This window comes from Stenotrophomonas sp. CS3K5, assembly GCF_059515225.1.
This window is the reverse complement of record NZ_JCAKRX010000002.1, coordinates 325,576-342,654: the sequence shown is the minus strand read 5'-3', so window position 1 is coordinate 342,654 and position 17,079 is coordinate 325,576. Positions and strand designations below refer to the sequence as shown.

Annotated in this window: 18 protein-coding genes; 14 read left to right on the top strand and 4 right to left on the bottom strand. The window is 67.2% G+C overall.

Going from position 1 to position 17,079, the window contains the following annotated elements:
- Positions 1-13: 13 nt before the first annotated feature.
- Entirely contained in the window at positions 14-499 is a 486-nt protein-coding gene (locus AC5YGJ_RS04150) for a TspO/MBR family protein (RefSeq protein WP_496185816.1), read from the top strand.
- Between the two features lie 16 nt (positions 500-515).
- Here AC5YGJ_RS04150 and AC5YGJ_RS04145 read toward each other — a convergent pair whose 3' ends face one another.
- Positions 516-809 (bottom strand): hypothetical protein, encoded by a 294-nt coding sequence (locus tag AC5YGJ_RS04145; protein ID WP_249843975.1) that lies wholly within the window; start codon positions 807-809, stop codon positions 516-518.
- A 67-nt stretch (positions 810-876) separates the two neighbouring features.
- Between AC5YGJ_RS04145 and AC5YGJ_RS04140 the strand changes: the two genes are divergently transcribed.
- From AC5YGJ_RS04140 to AC5YGJ_RS04125, 4 genes are all read left to right on the top strand, one after another.
- Positions 877-1,524, top strand: a complete 648-nt coding sequence (locus AC5YGJ_RS04140; protein ID WP_496185942.1) for a biliverdin-producing heme oxygenase — start codon at positions 877-879, stop codon at positions 1,522-1,524.
- A gap of 116 nt (positions 1,525-1,640) precedes the next feature.
- A complete protein-coding gene (locus AC5YGJ_RS04135; protein WP_496185815.1) occupies positions 1,641-3,878 on the top strand; it encodes an ATP-binding protein in 2,238 nt (745 codons plus the stop codon).
- Positions 3,875-4,342 (top strand): response regulator, encoded by a 468-nt coding sequence (locus AC5YGJ_RS04130; RefSeq protein WP_496185814.1) that lies wholly within the window; start codon positions 3,875-3,877, stop codon positions 4,340-4,342. The genes AC5YGJ_RS04135 and AC5YGJ_RS04130 overlap by 4 nt, the downstream gene beginning before the upstream one ends.
- A complete protein-coding gene (locus AC5YGJ_RS04125) occupies positions 4,335-6,734 on the top strand; it encodes a PAS domain-containing hybrid sensor histidine kinase/response regulator (RefSeq protein ID WP_496185813.1) in 2,400 nt (799 codons plus the stop codon). Before AC5YGJ_RS04130 ends, AC5YGJ_RS04125 begins: the two co-directional genes overlap by 8 nt.
- 2 nt (positions 6,735-6,736) lie before the next feature.
- On the opposite strand, the gene AC5YGJ_RS04120 is transcribed toward AC5YGJ_RS04125, so the two are convergent.
- The 3 genes from AC5YGJ_RS04120 to AC5YGJ_RS04110 are packed head-to-tail and all read right to left on the bottom strand — an operon-like array spanning position 6,737 to position 8,735.
- A complete protein-coding gene (locus AC5YGJ_RS04120; protein WP_249843969.1) occupies positions 6,737-7,429 on the bottom strand; it encodes an NAD(P)H-binding protein in 693 nt (230 codons plus the stop codon).
- 11 nt (positions 7,430-7,440) lie between these two features.
- A complete protein-coding gene (locus tag AC5YGJ_RS04115; RefSeq protein WP_496185812.1) occupies positions 7,441-8,115 on the bottom strand; it encodes a ChrR family anti-sigma-E factor in 675 nt (224 codons plus the stop codon).
- The gene (locus AC5YGJ_RS04110) at positions 8,112-8,735 is read right to left on the bottom strand and encodes a sigma-70 family RNA polymerase sigma factor (RefSeq protein WP_496185811.1); all 624 of its coding nucleotides are present in this window, start codon (positions 8,733-8,735) and stop codon (positions 8,112-8,114) included. The genes AC5YGJ_RS04115 and AC5YGJ_RS04110 overlap by 4 nt, the downstream gene beginning before the upstream one ends.
- Between AC5YGJ_RS04110 and AC5YGJ_RS04105 the strand changes: the two genes are divergently transcribed.
- The 9 genes from AC5YGJ_RS04105 (at position 8,632) to AC5YGJ_RS04065 (ending at position 16,891) form a co-directional block, all read left to right on the top strand.
- The gene (locus AC5YGJ_RS04105; RefSeq protein ID WP_496185951.1) at positions 8,632-9,633 is read left to right on the top strand and encodes a hypothetical protein; all 1,002 of its coding nucleotides are present in this window, start codon (positions 8,632-8,634) and stop codon (positions 9,631-9,633) included. The two genes, AC5YGJ_RS04110 and AC5YGJ_RS04105, sit on opposite strands and share 104 nt — an antisense overlap.
- A 70-nt stretch (positions 9,634-9,703) precedes the next feature.
- Positions 9,704-10,654: an acyl-CoA desaturase gene (locus tag AC5YGJ_RS04100; protein ID WP_496185810.1), complete on the top strand. Its 951-nt coding sequence runs from the start codon at positions 9,704-9,706 to the stop codon at positions 10,652-10,654.
- Between the two features lies 1 nt (position 10,655).
- Positions 10,656-11,933, top strand: a complete 1,278-nt coding sequence (locus AC5YGJ_RS04095; protein ID WP_496185809.1) for an NAD(P)/FAD-dependent oxidoreductase — start codon at positions 10,656-10,658, stop codon at positions 11,931-11,933.
- A complete protein-coding gene (locus tag AC5YGJ_RS04090) occupies positions 11,930-12,697 on the top strand; it encodes a DUF1365 domain-containing protein (protein WP_249843963.1) in 768 nt (255 codons plus the stop codon). The genes AC5YGJ_RS04095 and AC5YGJ_RS04090 overlap by 4 nt, the downstream gene beginning before the upstream one ends.
- A complete protein-coding gene (locus tag AC5YGJ_RS04085) occupies positions 12,694-13,953 on the top strand; it encodes a class I SAM-dependent methyltransferase (RefSeq protein ID WP_496185808.1) in 1,260 nt (419 codons plus the stop codon). The genes AC5YGJ_RS04090 and AC5YGJ_RS04085 overlap by 4 nt, the downstream gene beginning before the upstream one ends.
- Position 13,954: 1 nt before the next feature.
- Positions 13,955-14,497, top strand: coding sequence for a DUF2878 domain-containing protein (locus tag AC5YGJ_RS04080; protein WP_496185807.1), 543 nt, complete (start codon positions 13,955-13,957; stop codon positions 14,495-14,497).
- A complete protein-coding gene (locus AC5YGJ_RS04075) occupies positions 14,494-15,279 on the top strand; it encodes a DUF1295 domain-containing protein (protein WP_496185806.1) in 786 nt (261 codons plus the stop codon). Before AC5YGJ_RS04080 ends, AC5YGJ_RS04075 begins: the two co-directional genes overlap by 4 nt.
- The gene (locus AC5YGJ_RS04070; protein ID WP_309340834.1) at positions 15,276-16,349 is read left to right on the top strand and encodes an SAM-dependent methyltransferase; all 1,074 of its coding nucleotides are present in this window, start codon (positions 15,276-15,278) and stop codon (positions 16,347-16,349) included. The genes AC5YGJ_RS04075 and AC5YGJ_RS04070 overlap by 4 nt, the downstream gene beginning before the upstream one ends.
- Positions 16,350-16,357: 8 nt before the next feature.
- Positions 16,358-16,891 carry a lipocalin family protein gene (locus tag AC5YGJ_RS04065; RefSeq protein ID WP_409460012.1) on the top strand — a complete coding sequence of 178 codons (534 nt, stop codon included), beginning with the start codon at positions 16,358-16,360 and terminating at the stop codon, positions 16,889-16,891.
- Positions 16,892-17,079: the final 188 nt, after the last annotated feature.

Below are 17,079 nucleotides of genomic sequence, written 5' to 3'. Positions count from 1 at the left end.
GAGCTGGGCCGGAATGAAGTGGAGCACGCAGGCGCTGGGCGCCCTCGGATGGTTCACGATCACCTTTACCGCCGCTGCGCTCGGGGCGTGGGCGTCCACTTCGGCGGCCAGCTTCTACGCCACCCTCGCACTGCCGGCCTGGGCACCACCTGCAAGCCTGTTTGGCCCGGTCTGGACCCTGCTCTACGCCATGATGGCGGTTGCCGCCTGGCTGGTCTGGCGCGAACGTGGCACAGCAGCAACCCGGCCTGCACTGACGCTCTATCTTCTGCAGCTCGGCGTCAATGCGCTCTGGAGCTGGCTGTTCTTCGGCTGGAGGCTGGGGGCGCTCGCCTTCCTCGACATTCTGCTGCTTGTGATGCTGGTGGTCGCAACCCTCATCGCCTTCGCGCGCATACGCGCCCTTGCTGCGGTAATGCTGCTGCCCTATCTGGGCTGGATCACATTTGCCTCGGCACTCAATCTCGCGGTGTGGCGCGCCAACCCCGGAGTGCTGTGAGCGCCTCGCAGGCGGGTCATGCCAGTACCGGGACCTGCGGGCACCAGGCACGCAGCAGCGCCGGCTTGAATGCCTGCTGGCCGCAACCACCCGGGCATCGCACCACGCGTGCGCTGGAATGGCTGACCAGGCCCTGCCCTTCTTCTGCCTTGAACACGGTCTCGCAGCTCAGGCAGCGCGCAACCACGGAGTACAGATGCAGGAGTCGGCCACCGGCAGGGTCCTGCAGCGCATCCACGTCCAGCAGTTCAAACTGGCAGCTGTCGGGCAGCAGGCGGTACGGCCTGGATGGCAGGGTGTGCAGGTTCACGGGCGTAAGGGCGGGTGGGTGTGCGTTCAGCGTAGGAAAGCGGGTGTCGAGCCGGCGTGCAGCGCACATGCACTGGCCGCGAAATCTGCACGTGCCTCTACGGCCGACTCTGCTACCGTGCCCCGCAATGCCTACTCCCCCCCCGCCCCCGCAACCGCCCTTGGCGGCCCTTCTCAGTGTTGTGCTCAAGACGCATACCCGCGACGTGCATGATCGCCTGGACCAGCACCTGCTGAAGCAGCGTATCTTTGCCTCCCGCGAACGCTATCTTTGCTTTCTGCGTGTCCAATGGCACTTCCACGAGGCGGTTGCTTCCCTCGACCGAAGCGCAGACGCCGCAGCGGGACGCCTGCAGTTGATAGTGCACGACCTCGCTGATCTGGGCGCGCGACCGCCCACCGCGCATGGCTGGCGACCCTCGCTGCACGTTGCCAGCCCCGCCGCCGCGCTCGGCTGGCACTACGTGGCTGAAGGCTCGACGCTGGGTGCCGCCGTTCTGCTGAAGGCGGCAGCGGCGCTGGACCTGCACGGCCGCTACGGTGCGCGCCACCTGGCGCCGTCACCACTGGGCGTCGCCGAATACTGGAGGCGCGCACGCGAGCGGCTCGATGCGGTCGCACTGGACAGTACCGGGCAATCGCAGGCCTGTGCCGGCGCCTCGGATGCCTTCCAGTTCGTACGCCGCTGCGTGGATGAAGAATTCAGTTTCGAATGAAATGCCCTTCCACCTGCAGGAAGTTGTAGGCCAATGGGGACTTTTGCTTCACCATCAAACAACGCTGCGCTTGAGATCCACCGCGCGCGACCTTTCAATCGAGAGCCCCGCCTTTGATGTCATCTGTCGAACCCGCGCACGATTCCCCGCTCACCAGCTGTGCGCGCGAACCAATCCATACGCCCGGCGCCATCCAGCCTTACGGCGTACTGCTGGTCGTGGATCCGGAATCATTGCGCGTGCACGAGCGCGCGATCAGCCAGTCCTCACTGCTGCAGCAGCATGGTGAGCCGCTGACACAACGCATCGATGAAGTGCTGGGTGGCGTGCTCGCCCCCTTCACGGCGTTGTTCCAGCAAGCGGCCATCGGCAGCAGCGCGCATGTCGGTGCCGTGCATCTGGATGGACATGGCCGGCATCAACTGCTGGTCCACCGCTCGGCCACCGACCTGCTGGTGGAGCTGGAGGCGCCTGTTGCCGGCCAGCCCGGTTCGCTGGAGGAGCTCTACCCCGCCATCCGCCAGCTGATGACCGACATTGAATCCGCCGCTACGGTGGAGGATCTCTGCCAGCTGGCCGCAGCGCACATGCGTCGGCTCACCGGCTTCGACCGCACCCTGGTCTATCAGTTCGATCCCGGCTGGAACGGCGTGGTGGTGGCTGAGGATGGCAACGGGCTGCTGCCGTCCTATCTGGACCTGCGCTTCCCCGAGTCGGACATCCCGGCCCAGGCCCGCGAGCTGTATCGCCGCAACCGTGTACGCCTGATTGCCGACAACAATTACACGCCCGCCCCCCTGATGCGTGCCGAGCACCATCGCGACGCGCCCGCCACCGACCTGAGCCTGGCCGTGCTGCGCAGTGTTTCGCCGGTACACCTGCACTACATGCGCAACATGGGCACCGGCGCGTCGATGTCGGTCTCGCTGGTGCATGAAGGCCAGCTGTGGGGGCTGGTGTCCTGCCACACCGTGCTGCCGCGGCGCCTGCCGTACCACGTGCGCACCGCCTGCGAGTTCATGGGCCAGATCCTGTCACTGCAGATCGCCCTGAAGGAGCGCGCGCGCGCGATCGAAGAGCGCGTGGCGCGCCGTTCGGTGCTAGTCAAGCTGCTCGCACGCATGGCCGGCGATGAGGACTTCATGGCGGCGCTGCGTCACGATGAGGCCAGCCTGCTGTCGCTGACCGGTGCGGCCGGTGCCGCCATCGTGCACAAGGGCCAGTGCCTGCGCGTGGGACAGTGCCCCGCTGCCAACGATGTGCTGGCGCTGGCCGCATGGCTGGCCAGCCAGCAGGCCGGCCAGGAAACCTACTGCACCGAGCACCTGGCCGCTGACTGGGCCCCGGCAGCTGAACTCAGCGACGTGGCCAGTGGCGTGCTGGCCGTGTCCATTTCGCAGCTGCACGACAGCTATCTGATGTGGTTCCGGCCCGAAGTGGTGCGCACGGTGCGTTGGGGCGGAGACCCGCGCAAGACCGCTGCACCTGGCACGCCGCTGTCACCGCGCAACTCGTTCGATGCGTGGAAGGAAACCGTGCACCAGCGCAGCCTGCCCTGGAGCGATGCCGACTGCGACGCCGCGCACGAGATGCGAACTGCGATCGTCGACATCGTGCTGCGCAAGGCCGAGGAAATGGCTGAGCTCAACGAGCAGCTGTTGCGCAGCAACAAGGAGCTGGAAGCCTTCTCCTATTCGGTCAGCCACGACCTGCGCGCCCCCTTCCGTCACATCGTGGGCTATTCGGAGCTGCTGGGCAGCTCGGCCGGTGAGCGCCTCAACGATACCGAGCGCCGCTTCCTGGACACCATCGTGGAATCGGCCAAGTCGGCCGGCACGCTGGTGGATGACCTGCTGAGCTTCTCGCAGATGGGGCGCTCGACGCTCGGCCGGGTCCGCCTGGACATGGCCGCAGTGGTCCAGGATGTACGCCAGAGCCTGGCCCTGGACTATGCCGGCCGCGAGGTACAATGGCACATCGCGCCGCTGCCCGAGGTCGAGGCCGACCCGACGATGATCCGCCTGGTCTGGCAGAACCTGCTGGCCAATGCCATCAAGTTCACTCGCGAGCGTGACTCGACGCTGATCGAAGTCGGCCATGTGCGTGAGGCCGAGGAAGACCACTTCTTTGTGCGCGACAACGGCTGCGGCTTCGACATGCGCTACGTCGACAAGTTGTTTGGGGTGTTCCAGCGCCTGCATCACGTCGAGGAATTCGAAGGCACCGGCATCGGCCTGGCCAACGTACGCCGCATCATCGGCCGCCATGGCGGGCGCACCTGGGCCGAAGGCGAGCCCGGCAAGGGCGCCACCCTCCACTTCACCCTACCCCGTTCCACAGGAGATAACCCATGAGGGACCTGCGGCCGATCCTCCTGGTCGAGGACAGCCCCAAGGATGCCGAGCTGACCCTGGCCGCGCTGTCGCGCTGTCAGCTGCTGAACGATGTCATCCATGTACGCGACGGCGCCGAAGCGCTGGACTACCTGCGCTGCGAGGGTAAGTTTGCCGGCGCCAACCACGGCGGGCCGGTGGTGGTCCTGCTGGATCTGAAACTGCCCAAGATCAATGGGCTGGAAGTGCTGGAACACGTCCGCGGTGATCCGCAACTGAGCAGCACGCCCATCGTCATGCTGACTTCTTCCCGCGAAGAGCAGGATCTCGTGCGTAGTTACGAACTGGGCGTGAACGCCTTCGTGGTCAAGCCGGTGGATTTCAAGGAATTCTTCGACGCCATCCAGGGCCTGGGCATGTTCTGGGGCATCACCAACCAGCCACCGCCGCATCGTCCCAATGGCTCGGGGCAGCACAATGCATGATGGATCACGCCGCAGCGAGCGCCTGCGTATCCTCATGCTGGAGGACAGTGCGCTTGACGCGGAGTTGATCTCCGCGCAGCTGCAGCGTGCCGGCCTGGAGTTCGAGGCCGAGCGGCTGTGGACGCGCAACGCCTTCATCGAGGCGCTCGACAGCCGGCGCTTCGACGTGATCCTCGCCGATCACGTATTGCCCGGCTTCGATGGTGATGCCGCCTTGGCGCTGGCCCGCGAGCGGGTACCGCAGACGCCTTTCATCTTCGTTTCGGGCACCCTGACCGAAGAGCTGGCAGTGCAGGCGCTGACCCGAGGCGCGCGCGATTACGTGGTCAAGCAGCGCCTGCAGCGCCTGCCCGATGCGATCCGTCGTACCCAGCAGGAAGCCCGTGAGCGCAACCAGCTCGCGCAGGCGCAGGCGGCCCTGGATGACAGCCAGGCGCAGCTGCAGCAGGTCACCGACGCGGTGCCGGCACTGATCGCCCAGCTCGACAACGAACACCGCTACCGCTTCGCCAACAAGAGTTTCCTGGACTGGCACGGCATCAGCCTGGCTGAACTGCTCGGCCGCACCGCGCGCGAGGTCAGCGGCATTTCCGCGTTCGAACACGCCCTGCCCAGCCTGGAACGCGTGCTGCTGGGTGAGCGCACCCGCTTCCAGGTTGAGCTGGTGCATCGCAGTGGCCAGTCGCGCTTCGTGCAGATGGACTGCGTGCCGCAGCGCGGCACCGATGGCAACGTGGTCGGCTATATCTGCCTGGGCAGCGATGTCTCGGGCCTGAAACAGGCCGAACTTGCACTGCGTGAGGACAACCAGCTGCTTGAGCGCCAGGTACAGGCGCGCACGGCCGAGCTGCGCGGCAGCAAGCGGCGCCTGCAGGCGATCTTCGAATCCAGCTTCCAGCACCAGGTGCTGCTGGACCTGGACGGCCATGTGGTCGATGCCAACGTGGCTTCGCTGGCCTCTGTCCTGGCCGAGAAGCACGAAGTGGTTGGCCAGCGTTTCGGGCAATCGCCGTGGTTCGCCACCACCGACGACGTCGGCGCCAGGCTGGACCGTGCAGTTGCCGAGGCCGCGCAGGGCCGCAGCTCGTTGCATTCGCTCGACCTGGAGCTGCCCACCGGCCGGCGCAGTTTCGACTTTTCGTTGCGCCCGCTGCTCGATGGCGACGGTGCGGTCACCGCCGTGGTATCCGAGGCGGTGGAAACCACCGCCCGACTGCAGGCCGAGCACGCGCTGCGCCAGTCACAGAAGATCGAGGCTGTGGGCCAGCTGACCGGCGGCATCGCCCACGATTTCAACAACATCCTGACCGTCATCTCCGGCAACGTCGAGCACGCCATGCTGCTGAGCGAGCGCGCCGGCGAGACCGGCGTCATGGTCAGCCGCGCCCTGGACAACGCGCTGAAGGGGGTTGGCCGCGCCGCCAGCCTCACCCAGCGGCTGCTTGCATTCGCGCGGCGCCAGCCCCTGCACAGCCAGGCCGCCAACCTCAATGATCGCCTGATGGACATGCAGGACATGCTGCAACGTGCACTCGGCGAGCTGGTGCAGCTGGAGATCCGCGCAGCGGCCGATATCTGGTGCGTGGAGATCGATGTCAGCCAGCTGGAAGCCTCCGTGCTCAACCTGGCGGTCAACGCCCGCGACGCGATGCCGCACGGCGGGCGACTGACGATCGAGATCGACAACAGCCACCTCGACCACGATTACGCCGCCCTGTTCCCCGATGCACTGCCCGGCGAATACGTGATGCTGCGGGTGCGCGACAACGGCCACGGCATGGACGCCGATACGCTGGCCCGCGTGTTCGAGCCGTTCTTCACCACCAAACAGGTCGGCCGCGGCACCGGGCTGGGCCTGTCGATGGTGCATGGCTTCGTCAAGCAGTCCGGCGGCCACGTCCTCATCGACTCGGTTGAAGGCGGTGGCACCAGCATCACCATGATGTTCCCGCGCTCGGCGCTGGCGCTTCCCAGTGAGCCGGCGCCGGCGCTGCCCGGGCTGGCCGGCTACGAGCCACGCGAGGAAACGATCCTGGTGGCAGAGGACAACGACGATGTGCGCGCGCACACCGTGGATGCGCTCCGGCTGCTGGGCTACCGCGTACTGGAGGCGCATGACGGGCCGTCTGCACTGCGTCTGCTGGAACGGCCGGACACCCGGGTGGACCTGCTGTTCTCGGACGTGGTCATGCCCGGCATGTCAGGCTGGGAGCTTGTGCGCGAAGTGCGTGAGCGCTGGCCGGAGGTGGCCGTCCTGTTCACTTCAGGCTACCCGCGCGACCATGATGCGGTTGGCAGCCAGGGGCGCGTGGCCGCCCTGCTGCCCAAGCCGTTCACCCGCAGCGACCTCGCACAGGCCGTCAGGGGGGCACTGGACGGCGCGGCGCACTGAGTTCAGCCGGCCGGATCGCCTCTTCCGGCGGCGATCCGGTTGATCTCATCGCATTCCACCGCCTGCGGTGGGCGTTGCATGCCGGCCAGCGCGATCATCGCCCGTCCCAGCGCGAGGTTGCTGGTGACCAGCGATGGCGAGAGCGCCCCGGCCAGCTTCATCAACGGCGCACCGCCCCAGTACAGGGGCTTCAGCAGAGCATGACGGGTGCCGGTTCCTGGCACGGGCCGCACGCCTCCGGGACGCAGCATGACGGTACGCACCGGCAGTGCGCGTAGCGCCTCCTCGGCCTGGCCCTTGACCCGCAACGGCATCAAGCGGCTTCGCGGATTGGCACCGGCACCGGATACGTACAGGAAAGTACCCTGTGGATTTGCATCGGCCCAAGTGCGGGCAACAGCAACGGTGGTGTCCAAGGTCACCCTCCGATACTCATCTTCGCCCGTCCCGATCGGCGTGGCGCCGGCGCAATAGAAGCAGGCATCGAACCCCGCCAGATCATCGACCCGCGCATCGATGCGCAGGAAATCCGCCACGACCCGCTCGCTGCCGACCCCCTTGAGACCGCCCGGCCGCCTGACCAGCGCCGTCAGCGCAGCGACCTCGGCAGAGCGCTGGCACGCAAGCGCCACGCCCTGCCCGACCAGGCCTGTTGCGCCGACCAGCAGAACCCGCACTCGCCCTGCGTCGCCCATCACCCACCCGCCTACAGTTTCACGAAGCGCTGGATCTTCCGCGCCAACCAGCCACTGAACACCAGCGGTGCATCCAGCGCAGAGACGCAGATGCAGGGCACACCAGGAGCCGTCACCGGTTGATGCTCGATGTCCTCATCCAGATCGGCCATGTCGCCCGGGGTGAACAGGCCCAGCGCATCGTTGTAGGAGCCCTGCAGAATCTGGGTCAGTTCCGAGCGGCCATGGCTGTGCATCGGCAGGCACTTGCCGGGGGCGATCTTCAGCATGATCAGCGACGGCATCTGCTCGGCGCGGATGCAGTGCACGCCCGGCGCCATCCAGCGCCATGGCAGGCTGCGCAGCGAGCGGCCGAAATACGGATGCAGCGATGCCGGCAAGGCATCGGGATCCGCGCCGGGCTCGACGTGGCCCCGGGGCGCAGGCGCGCGGCCTGGGGCGGCCTCGCCGGCCAGGTCCAGCTGTGCGAGCATGGCGCCGCGCAACTGCGCATGCCGCGATTCCTGCGTCACCGGCTGGGTCTGTTCCAGCAGGGCCGCGCCGATGGCTTCGGCCTCACGCAGCCGCTGCCGGCAGTGTGGGCATTGCTCAAGATGGACGCCTGCCACCACGCTCAACGGCGCAGGCAAGGCGCCGGCGGCGTAGCTCATCAGAGTGGATTCGTGCAGGTGGTGGCGCGGGCTCATGCGCCACCCCCTATCCTCGCCTGCAACTGCAGGAATGCGCGCCGCAGGTGCGATTTCACCGTACCCAGCGGCATCCCCAGCGCCTGCGCGATCTCCGCATGGCTCTTGGCTTCGAAGTACGACATGCGCACCAGCCGCGCCTGTACGGCAGGCAGTTCATTGATGCGCTGGCGAAGCCGCATCTGGTCGGCGAACTGTTCTGCACTGCTGCGCTCCACCAGATCGGCGCTGGCGGCCTCCTCCACCGCCGCCTGCACCTGCATCCAGCCGCGCTCACGGCGCACCCGGTCGATGTGCAGGTTGCGCGCGATGCGGTACAGCCAGGTACTCAGTGCGCCCTGCGCCGGGTCGAAATCGGCCGCACGCAGCCACAGCCGCAGCAGGCATTCCTGGGCCAGTTCCTCGGCCACCGCAGCGGGTGCGCCCAGGCCACGCAGGTAGACGCACAGCCGCGGCATGAAGTGGTCGTAGATGCGCATGAAACAGTCGCGGTCGCGCAGGCGCGCGACACCGTCCATGTCGCCTGTCCAGTTCATCGGCTCGTTGCTCGGCTGCTGGGAACTGGACACGATGCGGGCGGTGTCGAAGTCAAGGGAGGTGGGGGCGGCGTCAGGGTACATCTGCGTTCGCAGCGGGCGGGTGAAGGTTTGCCTCCTCTACGGCAGAAGGGCGCAACTGGATGCAGGCCGCCGTTGCATCCATCTGCCTGGGCCAGCCGTAGGCTCTGCAATCCCCGCCGGAAGCAAGCGCATGCGTATTGTCTGGCTCCTGCTGTGCCTGCCCCAGATGGCCTGGTCCGCCCCGATGCTGCGAACCGAGGGGGTGGCCAGCCTCGCCGATGGCACGCCGGCCTATCGTGAGGTGCACTGGATGCAAAGCACCCAGGAAGGTGCCGAACGCTGGGTACAGTATCTGTGTCCGGAGGGCGCCCCCTTCGCCCGCAAGCGGCTGCCCTCCAGCCACGTGGTGCAGGCCCGCGGCTATCAGCTGCAGGACCGGCGCAGCGGCCAGGAGGCGAGCGTGCGTGTGGATGGCCCCAAGGTGCAGGTGTCATGGAAGGAATCGCAGTCCGCCACGCCGCGCTCGGGCGAGCTCGCGCTACCCGAGGGCGCGGTGGTCGATGCCGGGTTCGACGCCGCGATCCGCCTGCATTGGCAGGCGTTGATGCGCGGTGAGGTGCTGCGCATGCCCTTCCTCGTGCCAGGTCGGCAGCGCTTCTTTCCGGTCAAGGTTGTCCACCGCGGCGCGCTGCGCTGGAAGAACATCGCCGCGCAGTCCTTCGAGGTGGGCCTGGACGCGTGGTATGGAAGCGTCGCACCGCGGCTGGCACTGACCTATGCCGATGCCGATCGACGCCTGCTGGAATTCCGCGGCACCAGCAATCTGCGCGACGGCCAGGGCCGCTACCCGCAGGTTGTGGTGCGCTTTGCCACCGCCCCGGAGCCGCGCGACGAAGCGCAGTGGCGGCACGCATGGGAACAGCCGCTGGTCGCCACCTGCGCTGTTACGGAGAAGTGAATTCCACACGTTCTGCATCCAAACCCGCCGATGCTGCGTAGAGGATGCATACGCCAACCCGGATCGCATGATGGCCGCTGTCGAGTCCCTACCCCGTCGTCGCCATCGCCTGTTGCGCACACTGCAACGGTGGTTTGACACCGGCAGTGCGCCCGACGCTGCAGTCGAGTGCGGCGGGCGCATCGACTGGCTGCGTGCGGTGCCGTTCGCGCTGATGCACCTGGCTTGCCTGGCGGTGATCTGGGTCGGCATTTCGTGGACGGCGGTCATCGTCGCCGCGGCACTCTACGCGGTCCGCATGTTTGCCATCACCGCGTTCTACCACCGCTACTTCTCCCACCGTACCTTCCAGACCTCGCGTGGAGTGCAGTTCGTGTTCGCGGCCATCGGTGCCGCCAGCGTGCAGCGCGGGCCGCTATGGTGGGCCGCGCACCATCGCCACCACCACCGCCATGCCGACCAGCCGTTGGATCCGCACTCGCCGCGCGAGGGAGGCTTCTGGCGCAGCCACATGGGGTGGTTCCTGACCCGTGACGCCTTCGCGACCGATCTGTCACGGATACCGGATCTGGCGGTCTTTCCCGAGCTGCGTTGGCTGGACCGCTTCGATACGGCGGTACCTGTGCTGCTCGCGGCCAGCCTCTATGCCGCCGGTGAAGCATTGCAGCGCTGGGCGCCGGCATTGCACACCGATGGACCGCAACTGCTGGTGTGGGGCTTCTTCATCTCAACGGTGGTGCTGTTCCATGCCACCGTCACCATCAATTCACTGGCACATCGCTTCGGTCGCCGCCGTTTCGAAACCCGTGACGACAGCCGCAACAATCTCTGGCTGGCGTTGCTGACCTTTGGCGAAGGCTGGCACAACAATCATCACTTCTTCCCCGGCACCGTGCGCCAGGGGTTCCGCTGGTGGGAGGTGGACCTGACCTGGTACGGCCTGCGCGTGATGGCGCTGCTGGGCCTTGTGAAAGGACTCAAGCCGATTCCGGCCTGGGTGCTGGCCAAGGCGAGGTACTGACATGCGCATTGCCATTGTCGGATCGGGCATCGCAGGGTTGGCCAGCGCCTGGTGGCTGCACGGAGAACATGAGGTCACGCTTTTCGAGGCGGGCGACCATCTGGGCGGCCACACCCATACCCACGAGGTGGAAGTCGACGGCCTCCAACTGGCCGTGGATACCGGCTTCATCGTCTTCAACCCGCTGCATTACCCGCTGCTGACGGCACTGTTCGATGAACTGGGGGTAGCCTCGCAGCCGACCACGATGAGCTTCTCGATGCACAGCGAGCGCAGTGGCGTGGAGTACAACGCCACCTCGCTCGATGGTCTGTTCTGCCAACGCCGCAACCTGGTCTCGCCGCGCTTCTGGGGCATGCTCTCGGATCTGCGCCGGTTCTATCGTGATGCGCCACGATTGCTGACCGAGGCCGAAGGGCCGACGCTGGGGCAGTACCTGCGCAGCCAGCGTTACGGCAACGCCTTCGTCGAAGAGCACCTGCTGCCGATGGCATCGGCCCTGTGGTCCTCGCCCAGCGCGACCGTGGAGGCGTTTCCCGCCCGCTACCTGGCCCAGTTCATGGCCAATCACCAGATGCTGCAGATTCGCGGCCGCTCGCCGTGGCGGGTGGTCAGTGGCGGCTCCGCGCGGTATGTCGATGCGTTGCGCCAGCGCTGGCGGGTGCATGAACGGCTGAATTGCCCGGTCCATTCCATCGAGCGCATGGCGCACGGGGTGCAGGTGCGCAGCGCTGCCGGCCTGGAGGTCTTCGACCAGGTGATCCTGGCCTGCCACAGCGACCAGGCGCTGGCGCTGTTGACCGATGCCGACACCGCCGAGCGCGAGGTACTGGGCGCCATCCGCTACCAGGCCAACGAGGTGGTGCTGCATACCGACGCCTCGTTGCTGCCGCGCAACCGCAAGGCCTGGGCCGCCTGGAACGCCCATGTGCCGCGCGACACCTCTGGGGCCTGTACCGTCAGCTATTGCATGAACCTGCTGCAGGGCCTGCCGGGGCGCACGCCGCTGGTGGTCACGCTCAACCGCAGCCAGGCCATCGACCCGGACAAGGTGCTGCGCACTCTGCACTACGCCCACCCGGTACACGACCACGCTGCGGTGCGCGCGCAGCAGCGCTGGGTCGAGCTGCAGGGACGGCGCCATACGTGGTTCGCCGGGGCCTACTGGGGCTGGGGCTTCCACGAGGATGGCATCCGCAGTGCGCGCCAGGTGGTGGATGCGTTGCGCGGGCAGATGCAGCAACGTCCGGTGCCGGTACCGGGAGAGGTGGCTGCGTGAGCGCCAGCGCCCTCTACTTCGGCCAGGTGGTGCATCGCCGGCACCAGCCGCACCCCCATCAGTTCCGTTACCCGATCGCGCAGCTGCTGCTCGACCTGGACGAGCTGGAGTCGGTGTTCGCCGGCCGCTGGTTGTGGTCGGTGAACCGCCGCAACCTGGCCGAGTTCCGCCGCAGCGACTACTTCGGCGATGCGGCCAGGCCGTTGGCCGATGCGATTCGTGATCATGCCGCAGCCACCCTCGGCCATCGCCCGGCGGGGCCGGTGCGCCTGCTGACCCATCTACGTTATGGCGGGCATGTCTTCAATCCGGTCAGCTTCTACTACTGCTATGCCGCCGACGGCAGCACGCTGGAGTGCATCGTTGCCGAGATCACCAACACCCCATGGAAGGAGCGCCACGCCTACGTCCTGCCGGCGGCGACCGCCAGCCGCGAAGGCGCTTCGCTGCGCTGGCAGTTCGACAAGGGCTTCCATGTCTCGCCGTTCATGGCCATGGACTGCCGTTACGACTGGCGCTTCAGCATGCCCGGGCAGGATCTGCGCGTGCACATGCAGGTGCTGCAGCACGGCGTGCGCCAGTTCGACGCGACCCAGACCCTGCGGCGGCGCCCACTGGACGGGCGCGGCCTGGCGCGGGTACTGGCCTGCTATCCGCTGATGACCGTGCAGGTGGTGGCGGCCATCCATTGGCAGGCCCTGCGCCTGTGGTTCAAGCGCAACCCGGTACACGACCACCCTTCCCTTGCCGAGAAACCACGATGAACGACGTAACCCCCGCCGTGGCCCTGCCCCGGCCTGGCGCCCTGGATAGCTTCCTGCGCCGGCGACTGCTGGCACAACTGGCACCGATGCGTGGTGGATGCCTGTGTGTACGCGATGCGCTGGGCGAGGTCTGGCTGGGGGAAACGGACGCCGCGCTGCGGGTCACGCTGCACATCGACGATCCGACCTTCTTCCGCAGGGTGGCCGCGCAGGGCAGCGTCGGCGCCGGCGAGAGCTACATCCTGGGCGAATGGCAGTGCGATGACCTGGTCGGGCTGGTGCAGCTGCTGGTGCGCAACCGCGAACTGCTGGACGGCATGGAGCACGGCCCGGCCCGTATCGGCGGCTGGCTGCTTCGCGGATGGGGCCGGTTGCGCCGCAACAGCCGCGAAGGAAGCCGCCGCAACATCGCCGCACACTACGACCTGGGCAATGACTTCTTCAGTCTGTTCCTGTCGCCGGACCTGATGTACTCCTCGGCCCTGTTCGCCAGTGAAACCGAATCGCTGGAGGCGGCCTCGCAGCGCAAACTGGAACAGGTCTGCCGGCAGTTGCAGCTGGGGCCCGGGGACCGGGTGATCGAGATCGGCACCGGCTGGGGCGGTTTCGCCCTGCATGCCGCCCGCCATCATGGCTGCCATGTCACCACCACCACGCTTTCGGCCGAGCAGCACGCGTTGGCCACCGAGCGCGTGCACGCCGCTGGCCTGCAGGACCGCATCACGCTGTTGATGCAGGACTACCGTGACCTGGAGGGACAGTTTGACAAGCTGGTGTCCATTGAGATGATCGAGGCCATTGGCGCGGAGTATCTGGACACCTACATGGCCACCCTGCAGCGGCTGCTGAAGCCCGATGGCCTTGCGCTGCTGCAGGCGATCACCATCGAAGACCACCGCTACGAACAGGCGCGGCGCAGCGTGGACTACATCAAGCGCTACGTGTTTCCAGGCAGCTTCATTCCTTCGATCAACGCGATCATGGCCGCCAAGACCCGCGCCAGCGATCTGCAGCTGATCGCCCAGCAGGACTTCGGCCATTCCTATGCGCTGACCCTGCGCGCCTGGCGCCGGCGCTTCCTGGCCCAGCGGGCGGCGGTGCACGCGCAGGGGTTCGATAAGCGGTTCTGCCGCCTGTGGGAGTTCTACCTGGCGTACTGCGAGGGGGGCTTCCTGGAGCGCTCGATCGGGGTCTCGCACCTGCTGATGGCGCGGCCGGGTCACCGGCCCAGCCTGGCGCCAGGGCGGGAAGGCTGAGATGCGCCGGCCCTGGGTCAACCTGGTGGGCAACCAGCTGGTCTGGCTGTGCGCCGTGGCCGGCGCGGGCCGCGGCTTGCAGTGGCCTGCGCTGCTGGGTGCGGCGTTGTACATCGGCAGCCAGCTGTCGAGCTCTCCGCACGTCCGCCTGGACCTGCGGTTGATCCTGCTTGCCTTGGCGTGCGCCTGGCTGGTGGATGCCAGCGCCGCCGCCAGTGGCACCGTGCGCTATGCCGCAGCGCCGCTGGGCTGGGCGCCACCACCGTGGATCCTGGCGCTGTGGGCGGCGTTCGCGATGACGCTCACCTCGTCGATGCGCTTCCTGCAGCGCCATGCCGCGCTGCCGTTCCTGTTCGGTCTGCTGCTGGCACCGCTGGCCTATCTTTCCGCCGCGCGCGGCTTCGGTGCGGTGCAGTTCATCGCACCAGCCTGGCGTGGGGTGCTGCTGCTCGGCGCAGGCTGGAGCATCGCGCTTTCTTTGCTATGCCTTGCCGCCCGGCGCTGGGCAGCGGCGACGCCACCGCTGGCAGGAGTGTCACCATGAGCGCGCTGCTGTGGGTGCTGCTGTATGCGGTGCTGATCATGTGCTGGGGCTGGGCCTGGCAACGTCGCCACCGCAACATCGGCGTGGTCGATGTGCTGTGGGCCAAAGGCGTAGGCGCATCGGCCCTGCTGCTGGCGGTGCTGGGTGACGGCGCGCTGGCGCCACGGGTAACTCTGGGTGTGCTTGGCGGCCTGTGGGGCAGCCGGCTCGCGCTGCACCTGTGGCATCGCGTGCGCCATGAAAGCGAGGACGGTCGCTACCGCTACCTGCGCGAGCACTGGCAGGGTGATCAACGGCGGATCTTCGGCTTCTTCATGGCGCAGGCGCTGCTGGTGGCCATGTTCGCCCTGCCCTTTGTGGCCGCCGCCGCCCATCCGCGCCCAGGCCTGTCGCCCTGGCTGCTGGCGGCCGTGGCCGTATGGCTGCTGAGTGTGGGCGGTGAAGCACTGGCCGACCACCAGCTGGCACGCTTCCGCGCCGATCCGGCCAACCAGGGCCGGACCTGCCGTACCGGCCTGTGGCGGTACTCGCGGCATCCCAACTACTTCTTCGAATGGCTGCACTGGTTCACATACGTGCTGTTGGCGGTGGGTTCACCGCTGTGGTGGCTGGCCTGGACCGGGCCCCTGTTGATGTACGTGTTCCTGCGCTACCTGAGCGGCATCCCCTTTACCGAGAAACAGGCCCTGCGCAGCCGCGGCGACGACTATCGCGATTACCAGCGCAGCACGCCGATGTTCTTCCCGTGGTTTCCCCGTCGTACCCAGGAGCAGCCAGAATGACCGCCACCGTTGCATTGCCCGCCAACGACACGAAAGAGACCGGCCTGATCGGCTGGGCCGAGCGCGGCCTGGTGCCCGATGCGGCGCTGCGCGCGGGCATCCGCCGCCTGTGCGCGCAGCGACTGCATGAAGAAACACGCGGCGGCATCGAGGCGCAGTCCGCGCGCTTCCGGCAGCGCATTGCCGAGCTGGCCGGCAGCGCGGTGGCACTGCATACCGACGCGGCCAATCGCCAGCACTACGAGGTGCCTGCTGCCTTCTTCCAGGCCTGCCTGGGTAAACGCCTGAAGTACAGCAGCTGCTATTACGCCAGCGGGCAGGAGAGCCTGGACCAGGCCGAGGAAGCGATGCTGGCGCTGTATGGCGAGCGCGCTGCACTGGCCGATGGCCAACAGATCCTGGAGCTGGGCTGTGGCTGGGGCTCGCTGACGCTGTGGATGGCCGAGCGTTATCCAGATGCGCGGATCACCGCCGTTTCCAACTCGCACAGCCAGCGCGAGCACATCCTGGCGCAGTGCGCTGCACGTGGGCTGGGCAACGTGGAGGTGCTCACCTGTGACGTCAACCAGCTGGCGCTGCCCGACGCACGGTTCGACCGCTGCGTTTCGGTGGAGATGTTCGAGCACGTACGCAACTACCCGCAGCTGCTGCAGCGCATCGGCCGCTGGCTGAAGGCCGATGGCGCCCTGTTCGTGCACATCTTCGCGCACCGCACCCTGATGTACCCGTTCGAGACCGATGGCGGCGACAACTGGATGGGCCGTCACTTCTTCACCGGCGGCCTGATGCCGGCGGCCGATACCCTGCTGCATTTCCAGCGCGACCTGCGGCTGGAGCAGCGCTGGCTGCTCGATGGCACCCATTACCAGCGCACCGCCGAGCATTGGCTGGCCAACCAGGACGCGGCACGCGAGCGGGTGATGCCGGTGCTGATCGCCACCTACGGCGAGGCCGCCGCCCGGATCTGGTGGCAGCGCTGGCGGATGTTCTGGATGGCCTGTGCCGAGTTGTTCGGCTATGACGGCGGCCAGCAATGGCTGGTGGCCCACTACCTGTTCCGCCCTCGCTGAGGTGATCCATGCGCCTGTTCTCCTTGCTTCCGTTGCTGGCCGTGGGCCTGTTCGGTTCCGGCTGCAGTGCCCAGGACACCCGTGCGCTGCCACGCCCACCCTCGGTGGATGTGCCACGCTTCATGGGCGACTGGTACGTGATCGCGCACATTCCCTCGTGGCCGGAGCGCGAGGCCTACGACGCGGTTGAAAGCTACGCGTTGCGGCCGGACGGGCGCATCCAGACCACCTTCACCTATCGCAAGGGCAGCTTTGCCGCCCCTCAGCGGTCGATGCACCCGATCGGACGCGTGGAGAAAGAAGGCCAGGGCGCGGTCTGGGGCATGCAGTTCGTCTGGCCCATCCAGGCCGAGTACATCATCGCCTGGCTGGACGATGACTATGGCCAGACCATCGTCGCGCGCAGCAAGCGCGACTACGTCTGGTACATGGCGCGCACGCCGAAGGTGTCCGAGCAGGATTACCAGCAGGCCGTGCAGCGGATCGCGCAGATGGGCTACGACGTGGGCAGGCTGCGGCGCGTGCCGCAATCGATTCGATAGCCGCCAGGCGGCGCAATGCCGCCGCGGCAATCACCTTTTGAGCCCTGAGGCAACGCCCGGCCTGTCCAGGCCCGGGCGGCGCGCGTGCCTTGCCCGTACTTGGCCTGCGGCGAAATCAATGCATCGAATCGACCGGGTTCCGTCGAATCGCACCGCATTTTCCGTGGCTGGCGCCAATCGTCGCTTCC